The 16834-nt window shown below is 68.8% G+C and carries 16 protein-coding genes; 7 read left to right on the top strand and 9 right to left on the bottom strand.

Annotated elements, in window-relative coordinates; all coding sequences use genetic code 11:
- Positions 1–28: 28 nt before the first annotated feature.
- From flbT to AC3IF1_RS17145, 8 genes are all read right to left on the bottom strand, one after another.
- On the bottom strand, positions 29–451 hold the full coding sequence (gene flbT / locus AC3IF1_RS17180; RefSeq protein ID WP_489218597.1) for a flagellar biosynthesis repressor FlbT: 423 nt from the start codon (positions 449–451) through the stop codon (positions 29–31).
- Positions 448–795: a flagellar biosynthesis regulator FlaF gene (flaF, locus tag AC3IF1_RS17175; RefSeq protein ID WP_489218595.1), complete on the bottom strand. Its 348-nt coding sequence runs from the start codon at positions 793–795 to the stop codon at positions 448–450. Before flaF ends, flbT begins: the two co-directional genes overlap by 4 nt.
- An 88-nt stretch (positions 796–883) precedes the next feature.
- Positions 884–1954, bottom strand: a complete 1071-nt coding sequence (locus AC3IF1_RS17170) for a flagellar hook-associated family protein (RefSeq protein WP_489218594.1) — start codon at positions 1952–1954, stop codon at positions 884–886.
- Positions 1955–1958: 4 nt separating this feature from the next.
- Positions 1959–3416: a flagellar hook-associated protein FlgK gene (gene flgK / locus AC3IF1_RS17165; RefSeq protein WP_489218593.1), complete on the bottom strand. Its 1458-nt coding sequence runs from the start codon at positions 3414–3416 to the stop codon at positions 1959–1961.
- 31 nt (positions 3417–3447) lie between these two features.
- Positions 3448–4668 (bottom strand): flagellar hook protein FlgE, encoded by a 1221-nt coding sequence (locus tag AC3IF1_RS17160; protein WP_489218592.1) that lies wholly within the window; start codon positions 4666–4668, stop codon positions 3448–3450.
- A gap of 102 nt (positions 4669–4770) precedes the next feature.
- Entirely contained in the window at positions 4771–6096 is a 1326-nt protein-coding gene (gene fliI, locus AC3IF1_RS17155) for a flagellar protein export ATPase FliI (RefSeq protein ID WP_489218591.1), read from the bottom strand.
- A gap of 67 nt (positions 6097–6163) precedes the next feature.
- Positions 6164–6904, bottom strand: a complete 741-nt coding sequence (gene flgF, locus AC3IF1_RS17150) for a flagellar basal-body rod protein FlgF (RefSeq protein ID WP_489218590.1) — start codon at positions 6902–6904, stop codon at positions 6164–6166.
- A 1-nt stretch (position 6905) separates the two neighbouring features.
- On the bottom strand, positions 6906–8276 hold the full coding sequence (locus AC3IF1_RS17145) for a DUF1217 domain-containing protein (protein ID WP_489218589.1): 1371 nt from the start codon (positions 8274–8276) through the stop codon (positions 6906–6908).
- A gap of 226 nt (positions 8277–8502) precedes the next feature.
- On the opposite strand from AC3IF1_RS17145, the gene motA reads away from it, so the two are divergent.
- From motA to flhB, 6 genes are all read left to right on the top strand, one after another.
- Positions 8503–9387, top strand: a complete 885-nt coding sequence (gene motA, locus AC3IF1_RS17140) for a flagellar motor stator protein MotA (RefSeq protein ID WP_489218588.1) — start codon at positions 8503–8505, stop codon at positions 9385–9387.
- Between the two features lie 2 nt (positions 9388–9389).
- Positions 9390–10319 (top strand): flagellar motor switch protein FliM, encoded by a 930-nt coding sequence (locus AC3IF1_RS17135; RefSeq protein WP_489218587.1) that lies wholly within the window; start codon positions 9390–9392, stop codon positions 10317–10319.
- On the top strand, positions 10303–10641 hold the full coding sequence (locus AC3IF1_RS17130) for a hypothetical protein (RefSeq protein ID WP_489218586.1): 339 nt from the start codon (positions 10303–10305) through the stop codon (positions 10639–10641). The genes AC3IF1_RS17135 and AC3IF1_RS17130 overlap by 17 nt, the downstream gene beginning before the upstream one ends.
- A gap of 87 nt (positions 10642–10728) precedes the next feature.
- Entirely contained in the window at positions 10729–11115 is a 387-nt protein-coding gene (gene fliN / locus AC3IF1_RS17125) for a flagellar motor switch protein FliN (protein ID WP_489218585.1), read from the top strand.
- Between the two features lie 14 nt (positions 11116–11129).
- The gene (locus AC3IF1_RS17120) at positions 11130–12158 is read left to right on the top strand and encodes a flagellar motor switch protein FliG (RefSeq protein WP_489218584.1); all 1029 of its coding nucleotides are present in this window, start codon (positions 11130–11132) and stop codon (positions 12156–12158) included.
- Positions 12159–12274: 116 nt separating this feature from the next.
- Positions 12275–13339: a flagellar biosynthesis protein FlhB gene (flhB, locus tag AC3IF1_RS17115; RefSeq protein WP_489218583.1), complete on the top strand. Its 1065-nt coding sequence runs from the start codon at positions 12275–12277 to the stop codon at positions 13337–13339.
- A gap of 194 nt (positions 13340–13533) precedes the next feature.
- On the opposite strand, the gene AC3IF1_RS17110 is transcribed toward flhB, so the two are convergent.
- The gene (locus AC3IF1_RS17110) at positions 13534–15675 is read right to left on the bottom strand and encodes a malate synthase G (RefSeq protein ID WP_489218582.1); all 2142 of its coding nucleotides are present in this window, start codon (positions 15673–15675) and stop codon (positions 13534–13536) included.
- A gap of 145 nt (positions 15676–15820) precedes the next feature.
- Here AC3IF1_RS17110 and AC3IF1_RS17105 point away from each other — a divergent pair, with 145 nt between their 5' ends.
- A complete protein-coding gene (locus AC3IF1_RS17105) occupies positions 15821–16720 on the top strand; it encodes a LysR family transcriptional regulator (protein ID WP_243968662.1) in 900 nt (299 codons plus the stop codon).
- Positions 16721–16834 lie beyond the last annotated feature (114 nt).

The raw sequence follows: 16834 nt of genomic DNA, 5'->3' as shown, positions 1-16834 counted from the left end.
GGTGTGGGTGTCGGGCTTCGGAGCGCCCTCAGGCGACCCGATGGGTGATCGCGGCCGCCGCGTCGGAGGTCCGCGAACCGTCCGATTCGAACAGGCCCCGCAGGATCCGCAGAACCTCGAAGGGCCGGCCCGCCGCCAGGAAATTCCGGGCCGCCGCCAGGGCCGACGTGATCTCGGATCCGGGATCGCTCGCGACGATCGCGCGGTCGACTCCGTCGTAGGCATCCCGGACCCGATCCGCATTGCTGGGATCGATCAGCATCGCCTGCGCGATGAAGTAGAGCTGGCGGATCGGCGTATTCACCTGCTCCGCCTGCAGCACATGCGCCTCCAGCAGGAACGTGGCGTCGTTGAGCAGCTCGATCGTGACCTTGCGGTCGACCCGGAGGACGGCGCCGTTGATGAAGATCCGCTCGTGGCCCCGCAGGCTGAGATTGATCGAGCGGCTCATTGCAGACCGTCCCGGACCAGGGTGTTGACGTAGATCAGGGCCGCGAAGCCTTCGGCGTCGCCGCGCAGGATCTGGTCGGCCCGGCTCATGTTCCACAGGCCGATGGAGATCAGGTCCGCCCGCAGCTCCGTCGACAGGGCGTTCTCGGGATTGGCGAGATCGTCGATGAACAGGCTCCAGAGGCGCTGCAGGAAGCTGGTGGCCTCCTGGCGCAGCTCCAGCGGCGCATCGGCGGATTCCGCCCGCTTCATCAGATCGATGGCCCAATCGAAGGCGGCCCGCTCCCGTTCCCGGGCAAGCGCGGACGATTCGTCCATGATCTCTGCGTAAGACGCGCCGTACATCGCAGAAGTGCCTCTTGCCTCAATGTGTCGAGCAGGTCCGGCCGGACGATGGTCTGTCAGGGCCGCTTCGGTTCAATGCAGCTCTCAATCACCGAACGTAGTCGAGAAGATTGAGTTTGTTGACTTGACCGGTCAGAGAATACGCGATTTCCAGCTGCGTGGTCAGGCCCTTGACCCGTGCCGCAGCTTCGATCGGATCACCGCTTTCGAAGTTCTTGACGGCGGTCTGAACAATATTCTTCTGCGCGTCCATCTGTTTCCCGATGGTCGTGATCCGGGCCTGCACATTGCCCACATCCGCCTGGATCCCGGTGACGCCCCAGGTCGCGCTGCCGGAGAGGCTGCGCAGCTTGTCGTAGACGACCGTCTGCGCGGCGGAGGACAGGCTCGACAGGCCGATCGAGGAGCCCAGCGTGTACATCATCGCCAGCTGCCGCAGGGGCTGGGCGTTGGCGCTCACGGAGGTGTCGACCGCCTCGTTGCGGGCGATCTCGCTGCGGACCGGCGTGTCCGACGCCTTGGACCAGTTCGCGCTCCATTGCGCATCGGAGGAGAGGGCCGCGAATCGGCCGCCATCCGCGAGGAAGGTCTGCATCTGCGCCGCGGTGATGGTGCTGGATTGCGGCTGCGTGCCCGGCGCGAAGCCGAACTCGGTCTGGAACGCGTCCAGGAAGGCCTGCTTGGCCGCCGAGGCCGTTCCCGACGTCGTGTCGTAATCCGCGATCGGAACCTGCCCGGTGTTGATCCCCCCGAAGAGATACTGGCCGCCCGTCTGCGTGTTCAGCTCGCCGATCAGCGCCGTGAGCTTCGAGGCCGAGGCCTGCGCGATCGTGCTCGCGCTGGTGTCGGTCAGCTTCCCGGGCGTCAGGGTCGCCATGAAGGCTTCCCCGTCCGACCGGACCCGGTCGAGGGCTTCGTAGGCGCTGTTGATCCGGGTGGTCGTCAGGCCGTTGCGCTGTGTCTGTGCGTCGATGCTGTCGAGCTCCTGCCGGAGATCGAGGGTGAGCCCGGTCCGATAGCCGAGCTGGAGGCCGACATCGGCGTAGCGACCGTCGTTCGTGCTCTCGAAATTGGCCTTGTCGAGGTCCGATTGCAGGCGGTTCATGTTCGACCGCGGCGTATTCAGGAAGCTGGCCGTTGAAATGTAGTTCGTCCGCATCGGACTACCTCACCGCGTCGAGCAGGGATTGCAGCATCGCGTTGACCGTCGCGATGAGCTTGGCGGAGGCCGCGTAGGACTTCTCGAGCTGGAGCATGGTCGCGATCTCGTCGTCGCGGTTCACGCCCGTCGCGTTCGAGAGGGCCGTCGAGGTGCTGCTCAGGACGGCCGATTCATTGTCCACCTGGACGGAGGCCGCCTTGCGGGCGGCTTCGAGCCAGCTCGCCGACGACTGGGCGGCCGTCATCACCGAGGCCGAGAGCGGCAGCTCGGTATCGGTCGGGAAGGCCCGGTCCGCCCGGAGCGCTGTCTGGAGGGCGCGCAGGTGATCCGAGAAGGCGGCGGCCCCGGTGGTGTTGTACTGGTATTGCGTGCCGGCGTTCATGCCGCCGTCGCGCAGGGTGAACGGATTTCCGCCCTGCTCGGGATCGGCCGCCGCGTTCACCCGGAGGCTGGCCGCCAGCCCCGCGGTCCCGGCCGCCGGCAGGCCCGGGCCGCCGGAATAGGTCAGGAGGCCCGCCAGGGCCGTCCCGGTCGCTGAGGTCTTGTCCGTCTCGGCGAACGCCGTGATCATGCCGCCGGCGAGCGCGTCGAACTGCTTCTGATAGGTGACCGCGACCTCGTCGCGCACCGTCATCTGCCTGACGATGCGCCCGGTCTGGAGCGGCATCAGCGACCCGCTGCCGGTGACCTGCACGCCGTCGATGAAGACCGCGTTGCCCGACGTCCCGGCCGCGAAGGCGGAGGTCGGCGCGAAGGTCACCGTCCGGGCGATCTTGTCGAAGAGCGGCGAGCCGTTGTCGGCGTAGATCGCCATGTCGTTGTTGGCCCGGACGACCGTGGTGATGCCGAGCTCCTGCGACAGCTGCGTGAGGATCTTGTCGCGATTGTCCAGGGCGTCGCTGATATCGGCCCCGGCGATCGTGCCGACCATCACCGCCCTGTTGGCCTTGTCGAACTGCGTCAGCAGGTCGTTGATCGTCTGAACGGAATTGCCGATCTCGTCGTCCGCGTTCTTCCGGGCGGACTGGATCGTGCTGCTGGCCTCGTTCATCGACCGGGCCAGGTCCTTCGCGGCCGCGACGGCGGCCTTCGCCAGGTTCAGGTCGTTGGGCTGGTTGGCGGCATTGCCGAGCGCCACGGTGAGGGCGCTGACCTTGGCGGCCACGGAGCCGTCCGCCTGCGTGTCGCCGACCGTCTGCTCCAGGCTCTTCAGGCCGGCCAGGATGGCCTGGCGTCCGGCCAGTTCGGACGTGCTGCCGATCATCCGGTCGAACAGGGCCGTGTTGCTGGCCCGGTTCACCACGACCCGGACCGGCCCGTCGGTCGTGACCAGCGAGGCGATCTTGCGCGAATAGGCCGGATCGGAGACGCCCGCGACGTTGCGGGACACCGTGTCGGTCTGCGTCCCGTTGGCCAGCAGGGATCCGCGCGCGGTGTTCAGGGCGACGGAAAGGCTCATCTCGCGCGTTCTCTCGTTGTCGCGTCCGGGGTCAGCGCTTCAGGTTCACGAGGGTCTCGAGCATCTCGGTGCCGGTCTGGAACACCTTCGAATTGGCGCCGTACCCCGTCTGCGACGCGATCATGGTCGCCAATTCGTCGCCGAGGTCGACCGTGGATTGTTCGAGCTTGCCGCTCAGGATCGATCCGCGGCCGTCGATATTGGCGAATCCGGTCCGCACCACCCCGGAGGTGCTGCTCAGGTCGTAGACGTTGCCCGCGCGCGGGGTCAGGTTGTCCGGGCTCGCCACCGTCGCCAGGGGGATCCGGTAGGCGGCGTAGCGCGAGCCGTCCTCGTAGACCGCGTAGACCGTGCCGTCCGTGCCGACGTCGGTGCTCTTGACCGCACTCGGCGCGTTGCCGTCTATCGCCGTGGTCTTCATGCTGTAATCGCCCGCGTTCTGCGTGATCGCCGACAGGTCGAGGGTGAAGGACTGGCCGTTGGGAACGGTCCAGGTCAGCTTCGGGGTGCCGGTCGGCTTGCCGGACCCGTCGAAGGTCATCGGCGCGGTGGCGAGCTGGGTCGGCGGGGTCGTGCTGCGGTCGTAGGCGGCGGCCTGCCACGTGCCGGTGCCGGTCTTCAGATAGTAGATATCGGCATTCACGGAGCGGCCGGCATTGTCGTAGGTCGTGATCGAGTACGTCTTCGTGTAGTTGTTCGGCCCCGCGGCGCCCGTGCCGGTCGCGGCGTCGATGTAGAGGTTGCCCGCCAGGCTTCCGGCCGTCGAGGGGGAGGTCTTCCCCGAGAAGCTCGCCATGTTGACCGGCACGAGGCCGTCATAGCTGTTCAGCGACACCTTCGGATCGCCGTTGGCGAGGCTGTAGCCCTGCAGCGTCATGCCGGCGGCATTGACCAGGGTGCCCGTCGGCCCGTCGACGACGAAATTGCCCGCCCGGGTGAGGTGCGGCGTGCCGCCCCGGTCCTTGACGAGGAAGAAGCCCTCGCCGTTGATCGCGAGATCGGTGCTCGACGTGGTCGCCATCGTCGTGCCCTGGTTCTGGATGCCGCCGATCCCGTACCGGATGACGGTGTTGACCGATCCGGCATTGTAGGACCCGGCATTCGAATCGGTCAGCATGGAGGAGAATTGCGCGTTTCCGCGCTTGTACCCGACCGTGTTCTGATTCTGGATGTTGTCCGCGACGACGCCCAGCCGGTTCGACTGCGCATTCATTCCGGACACGCCGGCGTTCAGCACCCCGTACAGACCCATGGTCGGAAGCTCCTCGTCGAAAATTCTGTCTCAACTCAGATCAGGACTCGCTTGCGCGAGGCTTTCGCTGCCGCGATCCGCATCACGCCCGCCGCACCGCGCTCAGGCCCGCAGGGCGTTGGCCAGATCCAGGAAGGCGTCGTGGCTCTCCGGCTCCGTCGGGTCCTGCCGCAGGGCGGCGTAGATCTTCGGGATCAGCATCACCGCCTGGTCGAGCTCGGGATCGGTCCCGGCGTGGTAGCCGCCCATCAGGCGCAGGTCGCGGGAATCCTCGTAGCGCGCGATCATGCTCTTGAGCGTGCGCACCAGCTCGCGCTGCTGCGGGGTCCAGACCAGGTCGGCGAGGCGCGAGATCGAGCCGAGCAGGTTGATCGCCGGGTAGCGGCCCTGGTCGGCGATGGCCCGGTCGAGGACGATGTGCCCGTCGAGGGTGCCGCGGATGCTGTCGGCCACGGGATCGTTGTGATCGTCGCCGTCGACCAGCACCGAGAAGATACCGGTGATCGTGCCCCCGCCCTCCGGGCCCGGCCCCGCCCGCTCCAGGAGGCGCGGCAGGTCGCCGAACACGCTCGGCGGGTAGCCCCGCGCCACCGGCGGCTCGCCGGCCGCCAGGGCCACCTCCCGGGCGGCGTGGGCGAAGCGCGTCACCGAATCGATCACGAGCAGCACCGACTGGCCCCGGTCCCGGAACGATTCGGCCACCGCGACCGCGAGCATCGGCGCCTGCCGGCGCATCATCGGGCTCTCGTCGCCGGTCGCCACGACCACCACCGACCGCGGCCGGCTCTCCAGGATCGGGCCCTCCAGGAACTCCCGCACCTCGCGGCCGCGCTCGCCCACCAGGGCGACCACCACGGCGTCGAAGCCGGAGCAGCGGGTGAGCATCGACAGCAGCGTCGTCTTGCCGACGCCGGAGCCCGCGAAGATGCCGATGCGCTGGGCCGCGCAGAGGGGGGTGAACAGATCGATGGCCCGCACCCCCGTCCGCAGCGGCCGGTCCACCCGGGCCCGGAGCAGGGCCGGGGTCGGATCGGCGTCCAGCGGCATGGCCCGCTCCCCCCGGGGCAGCGGGCCCTTGCCGTCGATGGGCTGCCCGAGGGCGTTGATCACCCGATCCTTCCACCCCTCGCACGGGCGGGGCAGCGAGGCCGCCACCCGGTAGGCCGGCGCTCCGAGGCCGGCCTCGATCCGGCCTTCGAAGGGCTTGAGGATCACGCCCTCCGCGTCGATCCGGACCACCTCGCCCTCGATCGGCCGCCCCGCGGATTCGATCCGCATGCGGTCGCCGAGCCGCAGCAGCGGCGTGGCGATGCGGATCCGGCAATGGCCGAAGCCGATCTCGCGCACGGTGCCGCCGACCCGGACGAGGGGGGCCTCGTCCCGGTCCCCCAGCGCGTCGGCCAAGCGATCGAGCGCGGTCATGGCCATCCCCGCACGCCCCATCCCCGCACGTCCCACGCCTGCACGCCCCATCCCCCGGGGCCGCCGGCGGCGTTCACGAGGTCGGGCCGAGGCCGCGGATCGCGTCCTGCAGGGACGATTCCGTCTCCGCCACCGCGGACGCCGCGCTCTGGAAGGTGCGGGTGATCTCGATGAGCCGCGACATCTCCATCACCGGGTTGACGTTGGCGCCCTCCTGGAAACCCTGCTGCACCCGGACCGTGGTCTCGCCGCGCTGGTTGAAGTCGAGGATCGGCTGACCCGGCAGGTTCGACGTCACCGCGCCGCCGGCGACGCGGGTGAGCGTGGCCGTCGGGGGGAGGCGGAACACGCCGAGGGCGCCGATCTGGTTGACGCCCTGAGTGATGATCCCGTCCTGGCCGATCGTGATCGCCGGTCCCTCCGGATCCACCGTCAGGGGCGATCCGCCGGGATCCAGGATCGGGCGCCCGCTGAGATCCTCGAGGTCGCCGGCCGCCGAGATCTGCATGCGGCCGTCCCGCGTATAGACCGGGCCCTGCGGCCCCCGCACCGCCAGCCAGCCGTCCCCGTTGAGACCGACATCGAGGGGCGAATCGGTCTTGGTCAGCGGGCCGCCCTTGCGCGACAGGAAGGTGTCGCCCGGCGTCGCGAACGCGACCTCGCGCCGGCCCGCCTCCGACAGGATCGTCCCGAACTTCACCTCCTCGGCGCGGTAGCCCGCCGTGTTCAGATTGGCGACGTTGGTCGCCACCGTGGTCAGGCGCTGCTCGAGCGCCATCTGGGCCGAGAGCGAGACGTAGAGCGACGACTGCATGTCACAGGCCTCCCATTCGGATGCTCTGCAGCTTGATCAGCACGTCCGAATCGAACCCGGATACGGAATCGGTGAGCATCGACAGCGCCGGGGGCGTCGTCGGCGCGTCGTTCTTGGCGTCCCACAGGATGGTGAAGCGCTTGATGAACTGTTCGAGCTTGGCCGGATCCCTGAGGCTCGCGAGGTCGACCTTGCGCTCGATCAGCCGGGCCTGCGTATCGAGGCTGCTCTTGGCCGCCTCCGGGGGGAGGCCGATCGCGGTGCGCACGACCTCGGCCAGGGCCGCGTCGGCCAAGAGGCCGTAGGCCGATTTGACGCCGCCCACCTTGCGCCGGAAATACAGGGCGAGCCGGGTGCCTTCGTTCTCGTTGCCGGCATCCGTCTCCAGGGATTGCTCGACATAGGTGGTCACCGTGGCCGCCTGGGCATCGGTGCGCAGGCCCTGGAACTTGTCGAGGAAGGCGTTGAGCGTCTTCGGGTCCCGCAGGCTCGCTACGTCGAGCTTCTGGCTGATCAGCTTGGCCTGGTCGTCGGAACTCCGCGCCGTCAGGTCGGCGGGCAGGCCCAGGGTGCTCCCCACGACGTTGGCCAAGGCCGGGTCGTTGACGATGTCGGCTGCGGAGTTCACCGTCCTCAGCTTGACGCGGGCATAGTCCACCAGCTTGCCGACCTCCGCGTCGGACGCCGCGTAGGTTCCGGCCGCGCGGTAATAGGGATCCATGATGGCCGCCCGGCCCTGCCGGCGGGCCGCCAGGAAGCGATCCAACACGTCGACCATCTGCCCGGGATCCTGGAACGTCGCCGCGTCGAACTTGCTCTCGATCTGCCGGGCCTGCGTGTAGGCGTCGTCGTCGTCCGAGGCCGGGGGCAGGCCGACCGCCGTCCGGACGAAGCTCGAGACCTTGGAATCCGCGACGATATCGTCGGACGTGTGGATGTATTGCGCCATTTTCTGAATGTACTGCGTAATATTGTCGGTCTCGGTATCGTAGTCGGTCCGGCGCTGCTGCACGGTCTTGATGCCGCCGAACTGCTCGATGAGCTCCTTCATGTCCGGATTGTCGTCCAGATTGAGCGGCTTGGTCGGATCGTCGCCATACGACCGGAAGTTGAAGGCCGCCGCGAAATCCTGGTAGCGGGAATCCTGCAGGCGGTCGACCAGGGCATGTCCGCTGCTGTCGGGCTCGCCCAGGAGGACCTTCCGCATGAAGCCCTTCGAGGAGATCATGTCGTCCAGGCCGTAGGCCTTCATGGCGAAGGTGAAGAGGCGGCTGTTGCCGAGGAAATCGTCGATCGTCTTGACCTTGCCGATGTTGTCTTGGAAGTACTGAATATCTTTCTTTGTGCTGGCTTCGGACTCTTTTCGAGTCATTGTCGCAGTTAAATTTGAGGTGATGATTTTATAGTCAGTGAAGGTCGAAGTCATGATGCTGGCCCTTCATCTGCGGGATGGCCGGATTCCATGGGCCTGATCTTGACAGAAACCTGGCCTGATCGGAAGTCGGAATGTGGGTCCGGGCGGAGATGCTGCTCCAGCCTTGCGCAAGCCTGGCGCTCTAGGACCCGAGGGCTGTTCGCATGGGTTGAGGGCGCCGCGCGTGAGTATCATCATCGGCTTGCTGATCGCGGTCGTTTGCGTCGGCGGCGGGTTCGCGGCCATGGGTGGCCATCTCACGGTGATCTGGCAGCCCTTCGAGTTCATCATCCTCGGGGGCGCGGCCCTCGGCGCCTACGTGGTGGCGAACTCGACCAAGGTGGTTCTGGGCACGGGCGCGGCGATCATGGACGCGGCCCTCGCCCGCGTTCCCAAGGAGGAGGATTACCTCCAGCTCCTCGGCCTGCTGTTCGCCCTGACGCGGGAGCTGCGCGCCAAGCCGCGCAACGAGGTGGAGGTCCACCTGGAGGATCCGGACAATTCCGAGATCTTCAAGGCCTATCCGCGGGTGACGCGCGATCCGGAATTGCGGCTGTTCATCTGCGACTACGTGCGTCTCATCCTCATCGGCAATGCGCGCTCCTACGAGATCGAGGCCCTGATGGAGGAGGAGATCGTCACCCATCGCCAGGACAAGCTGAAGGTCTACACCGCGCTCATGGGCGTGGCCGACGGGCTGCCCGCGCTCGGCATCGTCGCGGCCATCCTGGGGATCGTGAAGGCGATGGGCGCGCTCGATCAGTCGCCGGCCCTGCTGGGCAGCCTGATCGGTTCGGCCCTGGTGGGCACCTTCACGGGCATCTTCGTCTCCTACGGTCTGGTCGGGCCGCTGGCCAACAAGATCAAGGTCGTCCGCGAGACCCAGGCGCGGGTCTACATCATCGTGAAGCAGACCCTGCTCGCCTACATGAACGGCGCCCTGCCGCAGATCGCCGTCGAGCACGGCCGCAAGGCCATCACGGCCGGCTATCGGCCGACGATCGACGAGGTCGAGAAGGCGACGATCACGGGCGGATCGCGCAGCGACGCCGCGCGCGAGGCGGCCTGACCATGGACAAGCAACAGGCCGCCGCCGACATCCGGGACCGGCTGCTGGACGCGGCCGGGCTGTCCCTCGAACGCCTGCCGATGCTGCACGTGATCCTGGACCGGGTCGCGAACTTCTGCGCGGATCAGCTCCGGCATTTCGCGGCGTCCCCGGTCTATTTCTCGCTGAGCAACGTCGAGAGCCAGCGCTTCGGCGACATCCTCGAACCCTACGAGTCGAACGCGATCGCCGGCATCTTCCACGCGCCGGAATGGGACAGCCACATCCTGGTCGGCTTCGACCGCGACTTCATCTTCACGATGGTCGAGGTCATGCTCGGCGCCGACGGCTCCGAGCCGCCCCTCGACGAGGAGCGCTCGTTCTCGAATATCGAGATGCGGATCGCCCAGCGCCTGTTCGAGCAGATCGGCAAGGCGCTGCAATCCGCCTTCGCGCTGGTGGCGGACACGCCGTTCAAGCTGGAGCGGACGGAACTGCGGATGGATTTCGCGGTCATCGGCCGGCAGAACAACCAGGCGGTCGCGGCGAAATTCCTCCTCCAGGCGCTCAATCGCGGCGGCGAGATGTTCATCGTCATCCCGCAATCCGTCCTCAACCCGCTGCGCCAGAGCCTGGCGCGGATCCTGGTCGGCGAGAACTCGGCCCGGGATTCCCGCTGGAACAAGCAGATCGCCGGCGAGGTGCATAAGACCCCGGTGACGCTGAAGGCGATCCTCGAAGAGAAGCACCTGACGCTGGGCGAGATCGCCGATCTGAAGGTCGGCGAGGTGCTGGAGCTCCGGGCCACCCCGCGCAGCCGCGTCAAGCTCGTCGGCAACGACCGCGAGCTGTTCTGGTGCGACGTCGGGCAGGCGGATGGCAGCATCCTCCTGCGCGTGGACCGGTTCATCGATCAAGACCAGGAGTTTATCGAAGATGTTCTCGCCCGCTGAGGCCCTGCTCTTCGCCGCGCTGGTCGCGACGACCGCCTGCCTCGTGCCGATGTACATGCGGCTCAAGCGTCTCGACCGGTACCACGCGCAGTACCGCGACATGGTCGATTGGAGCGCCTGCGCCCTGGTCGGCGCGAGCAATGCCGTGCAGTCCTTCGCGCAGGACGGGCGGATGGTCCTCGAGGATCTGAGCCGCGAGATCGAGTCCGCAAGGGCCGCCCTCGACGAACTCAAGGCGGAGCGGCTCCGGCTGACGAGCGCGGCGCAGGCCGCCGACACGCCCCAGGAACCGCCGGTCGGCGCCAGCCTGACCGGCGCCTGAGGCCGGCGCGCCGCCCGTCCCGAGATCGTGCCCAGAGACCGTGCCCCGCGGCCGCGCCGGGCGCATCCCCTTCCCTAGGAGTGCCCGATGTCACCGCCCCCTGACCAGCCGAACGCCGATTCCGCGACCGGCCACAGCGAGAGCCTGTTCGCCAAGATCGAGGCCCATGCCGCCGAGCAGCGGGCGGAGGACGAGCGCCTGGGTGCCGGCCGGAACCTCGATTCGATCCTGCGGATCCCGGTGCTGATGCAGGTGGTCCTCGGCTCGGCGACGATGCCGGTCTCCAACCTGATGAAGCTGGGGCGGGGCGCGATCGTCCCCCTGGACCACCGCGTCGGCGAGCCCGTGGACGTCGTCGTGAACGGCCGCATCATCGCCCGCGGTGAGGTCGTGGTGGTCGAGGACGACAATTCGCGCTTCGGTGTGTCCCTCACCGAGATCGTCGGTTCCACCGTGGCCGAACCCAACGGCTGACAGGAAGCATCGCCATGGCCGCCGGTCCTTTGACCAAGCCGAACGTCAGGGTCTTGACGCCGTCCGAGCAGGTCGCCGCCGTCCTCATCTCGATGAACAAGGCCACCTCCAGCCGGCTGATCAAGTACTTCGACGGTACGGAGCTGAAGCAGATCACGCGCGCCGTCGCGCAACTCGGACCGGTGCCGCGCGATCAGCTCGAGGCGCTCATCGAACAGGTGGCCGCCCTCTTCGCCGACGGCGCCAACCTGATCGGGACGGCGCGGGAGATGGAGAAGCTGCTGGAGGGGGTCCTGCCGGCCGAGCAGATCTCCGAGCTCATGGCCGACGTCCTCGGCGCGGGCGAACGCTCCATCTGGGACCGGATCTCGAACGGATCGGAGACCGCGCTGGCCTCCTTCCTCATGAAGGAGCACCCGCAGACGGTGGCCCTGGTCCTGTCGAAGGTGAAGCCGGCCTGCGCCGCCAAGGTGATGGCCCAGCTTTCGATCCCCCTGCGCAACGGCGTCATGCGGCGGATGCTGACGTTCAAGCCGATCGTCGAGGCGACGATGAAGCTGATCGAGCAGACGATCCATGAGGACTTCATGATCAATCTGGCGCGCAACGCCGCGGCGGACACCCATTCGCGGATGGCGGACATCATCAACAAGATGGAGCGCCAGAGCATGGAGGAGGTCCTCGACAACCTCTCGCAATCGCGGCCGAAATCGGCGGAGATCCTGAAGAGCCTGCTCTTCACCTTCGACGACATCGTCCACATGACGCCGCGGGCGCGCACGACCCTGTTCGACCAGATCCCGCACGAGAAGGTCATCCTCGCGCTGAAGGGCACGAATCCCCAGCTGCGCAGCGTCGTGCTCAGCGGCCTGACCGCGCGCGCCCGGCGCCTCGTGGAGCACGAGCTGGAGGGCGGCGAGCCGGCATCCCAGCGGGACGTGCTCGAGGCCCGTCGCTCGATCACCGATCAGGCCCTGGAGATGGCGGCCCGCGGCGAGATCGAGCTCAACGCGGCCGATTCGGAAGACACCTACATCCGCTAGAGCCGTGCCCGATCGCGCCGCGATCGGGCACGGCACCGGGCTTCCGCTCGACCGCCCGCCGTCCCGCCGAATCGATATCCGCTCCGGTGGAGCGCGCTGGAGACTGACCCGCCGCGATGTCCGACGACGACAAGGAGAGCAAGACCGAGGCCGCGAGCGACAAGAAGATCGGCGAAGCGCTCGCCCAGGGGAACGTGCCGTTCTCCCGGGAGGCCCCCGTCTTCGCCTCGATTCTGGGCCTGCTCGTCTTCCTGGTGTTCGTCGCGCGGGATCAGGGCGCCCCGCTCCTGCAGCGGCTGGCGCTGCTCCTCGAGCAGCCGCGAAACTTCCCCGTGGAGACCAGCCGGGACGCCATGCACCTCGTCCACGCGCTGTCCGTGGAGATGGGGCGGTTCCTGCTGCCGGTCCTGTTGATCCTGCTCGTCGTCGGGCTCGCGGCCTCGATCTTTCAGAACGCACCCCGCATCGTGTTGGATCGCATCCAGCCGCAATGGTCCCGCATCTCGCCCGTCAGCGGCTGGAGCCGAATCTTCAGTGTACAAGGCCTCGTCGAGTTCGGGAAAAGTCTCTTCAAGTTCCTGGCGATCGGCAGCATGTCGTTCATGGTGCTGAGCGCCGACCGGCACGAGATCGTGAATGTCATGTTTATGGACCCGATCGAGCTGCCCGAATTCCTCCTGACCCTGTCGGTCCGCCTGATCTCCGCGGTCAGCGTGGCGACCATCGCCCTGGTCGCCGGGGACCTGGTCTGGACGCGGCTGCGGTGGCAGCGCGACCTGCGGATGTCGCGGCAGGAGCTGAAGGACGAGTTCAAGCAGGTCGAGGGCGATCCGCTGGTCAAGGCGAAGATGCGCTCCCTGGCGCAGGACCGGCTGCGCAAGCAGATGATCGCGGCGGTGCCCCGCGCGACGATGATCCTGGCCAACCCGACCCACTACGCCATCGCCCTGCGCTACGACCAGACCGAGAACGACGCCCCGATGGTGCTGGCCAAGGGCACGGACCTGATCGCCCTGCGCATCCGGGAGATCGCCGAGAAGCACCGGATCGAGATCGTGATCGACAAGGCCCTGACCCGGGCGATGTACGACCATGTGGAGATCAACCAGGCCATCCCGGCGGAATTCTACCGGGCGGTGGCGAACCTGCTGGTCTACGTGATGACGCGCAAGCGGCGCTGAGAGATCTCGGGAGGCCCGGGCTACCGCCCCGACCGGCGTTGCCCGGGCGGTCGCGGGTCGGGAGGTCCCGGTTTCAGAAGCGCCGCGACCGTTTGCGGGTGCCGGGCTGAGCCCTGCGCTCGGGGGCGCCGCCCCCGAACCCGGCCAAGGGGCTTGCCGCCCCTGGGAGACCCGTGATCTCGTCCCGGCCAGCCTCAGGCCTCCCGGCGCTTCGCCTCCCGGCGGAATCGGTGCAGCACGAACTCGGTGTAGCCGTTCGGCTGGTGGGCGCCCTCGAAGACCAGGGCCTCGGCGGCCCGGAAGGCCGGCCCGTCGAAGCCCGGGGCCATGGGCCGGTAGGCCGGGTCGCCGGCGTTCTGGCGGTCCACCACGCCCGCCATCCGCCGCAGGGCTGCGCCGACCTGATCCCGGTCCACGATCCCGTGGCGCAGCCAGTTGGCGATGTGCTGGCTGGAGATCCGCAGGGTGGCGCGGTCCTCCATCAGCCCGACCTCGTGGATGTCGGGCACCTTCGAGCAGCCGACGCCCTGATCGATCCAGCGGACCACGTAGCCCAGGATCCCCTGGCAGTTGTTGTCGAGTTCTTCCTGGATGGCCTCCGGCGCGAAGGCGCCCGCGGCGAGCGGCAGGGTCAGCATGGCGTCCCGGGTCGCCGGTGCCCGGGTGCGGAGCTCGGCCTGGCGGGCGCGGACATCGACCTGATGGTAGTGCAGCGCGTGCAGGGTCGCGGCGGTGGGGGACGGGACCCAGGCGGTGTTGGCGCCGGCCTCCGGATGGGCGCCCTTGGCCTCGAGCATCGCGGCCATCCGGTCGGGGGCGGCCCACATGCCCTTGCCGATCTGCGCGTGGCCCGGCAGCCCGCAGGCGAGGCCGGCATCGACGTTGCCGTCCTCGTAGGCCTGGATCCAGGCGGTCGCCTTCATGGCGTCCTTGCGGACCACCGGGCCGGCCTCCAGGGACGTGTGGATCTCGTCGCCGGTCCGGTCGAGGAAGCCGGTGTTGATGAAGAACAGCCGGTCGGCGGCCGCGGCGATCGCCGCCTTGAGGTTCAGGGTCGTGCGCCGCTCCTCGTCCATCACGCCGATCTTGAGCGTCCGCGGCGCGAGGCCGAGCAGGGCCTCGACCCGGCCGAACAGCGCCACCGCGAAGGCGACCTCCTCGGGGCCGTGCAGCTTCGGCTTGACCATGTAGACCGAGCCGGTCCGGCTGTTGCGCAGGGGGCCGGTGCCGTTCAGGTCGTGCAGGGCGATCAGCGCGGTCACCGCCGCGTCGAGGATCGTCTCGGGGATCTCGGCGCCGTCGAGGGTCACGGCGTCCGTGTACATGTGGTGGCCGACATGCCGGACCAGCATCAGCGACCGCCCGGGCAGGGTCAGGCGCCCGCCGTCGGGGGCCGTGTAGGTCCGGTCCTCCGCGAGCCGCCGCTCGAGCGTGCGGCCGCCCTTGGACAGGCGGGCGACGAGGTCGCCGCGCATCAGGCCGAGCCAGCTGCGGTAGACCGCGACCTTGTCGGCCGCGTCCACGGCGGCGACCGAATCCTCCATGTCCATGATGGTCGAGAGGGCCGATTCCAGCACCACGTCGGCGATGCCGGCCGGGTCGGTCCGGCCGATCGGGCTCGACCGGTCGAGGACGATCTCGATATGCAGGCCGTTGTGGCGCAGCAGCAGCGCGGTCGGCGCCGCGGCGTCGCCGGTGAAGCCGGCGAGGTCCGCCCCGCCCGTCAGGCCGGCGCTGCGGCCGGCGCCGAGGGCGACGGCGAGCCGCCCATCCGCCACGGAGAAGCCCACGGCATCGGCCCAGGCGCCGACGCTGAGCGGCGCCGTCGCGTCGAGGAACGCCCTGGTCCGGGCCACCACCGCGGCGCCCCGGGCCGGGTCGAACCCGGTGCCGGGGGCGCCGTCCTGCGGGATCGCGTCGGTGCCGTAGAGGGCGTCGTAGAGGCTGCCCCAGCGGGCATTGGCGGCGTTGAGCGCGTAGCGGGCGTTGGAGATCGGCACGACGAGCTGCGGGCCGGCGATGGCGGCGATCTCGGCGTCCACGTGCTCCGTGGTCACGCGGACCGTGCCGGGTTCCGGCTGCAGGTAGCCGATCCGCGTCAGGAAGGCCGCGTAGGCGGCCGGGTCGTGCGGCCGGCCGCGATGGTCGCGGTGCCAGGAATCGATGTCGGCCTGGAGCCCGTCGCGGCGGTCGAGGAGCGCCCGGTTGCGCGGTGCCAGATCCCGGACGAGGGCCGCGAAGCCGGACCAGAACTGGTCCGCGTCGATCCCGGTGCCGGGCAGCGCCTCCGCGTCCAGGAAGCTGCGGAGTTCGGCGGTGACGACGAGACCCGACATGGTGATTCCTTCGCGCTGCGGCGGCGCCCTCCGTCAGAAAAAGTCGAACGGCGCGTGAAAATTTTTTGAGGCCTCCAGGGTTAGACCCCTTGGCGCCCGCGAAAAAGGCGCCAAAAGGGATTTGATTCTTTCCGCAGCGTTGAGAATGCACGACCAGAGCGACCTGGAGATCTTCGCCCGGGTGGTCCGGACCGGCAGCCTGACCCGGGCCGGGTCCGAACTCGGCCTGTCGGTGGCGGTGGTGTCGAAGCGGCTGAAGCGGCTGGAGGAGCGGCTGGCCGTGCGCCTCCTGCACCGGACCACCCGCCGCCTGGTCCCCACCGATGTCGGCGCGGAATTCTTCCGGCGGGTGGCGCCGATCGTCGACGCCATCGCGGAGGCCGAGAGCCTCGTGTCGCAGAACGCGACCCGGGCCCGGGGGACCCTGCGGGTGACGGCGCCGAGTTCCTTCGGGCGGCTGCACATCGTCCCGCACCTGCGGGCCTTCTTCGCCCTGCACCCCGACCTCGTGCTCAACCTGGAGCTGAGCGACGATTTCGAATCGATCGTGGAGCGGGGCTACGACCTCGCGATCCGGGTCGGCGCGCTGGCGAGTTCCGGCCTCACGGCGGTGCGCCTCGCCCCGGTGCGGCGGGTGCTGTGCGCGCAGCCGGGCTACCTCGACGCCATCGGGCGCCCGGAGACCCTCGACGACCTGCGCGGCCATGTCTGCCTCGCCACCGAGAACCAGAATCCCTGGCGGCTCATCGGACCGGACGGCCCCTGCACGGTCAGCGCGTCGGGGCCGCTGCGCACCCATTCCAACGAGGTGGTGCGCGAGGCGGTGATCGGCGGCCTCGGGATCGCCCTGCGCTCGACCTGGGACGTGCAGGCGGAGCTGCGCGACGGGGTGCTGGAGGTGGTGCTGCCGGCCTACGCAGCCGCGGCCTCGGCGGGGATCTTCGCAGTCTATCCGAGCCGGGCCTTCGTGCCGGCCAAGACCCGGGCGTTCATCGCGTTCCTGAAGCAGCGCTACCGGTCGGGCGGCACCGGAGCGGAGCCGTGAGCGGGGGCGCCGCGCGCGACCCGTCGCAGGATCGGCGGATGCGGCAGTCCGCAACTGCCCCGCGCCCGCCCTCCCCCGCAGAGCGCGGAGGGCGAGGCGCCCCGGTCCGGACGG

It is taken from the genome of Methylobacterium sp. E-012, from assembly GCF_057836545.1.
Note: the sequence above shows the minus strand (reverse complement) of the source record. Positions and strands in the feature narration are given on the sequence as shown.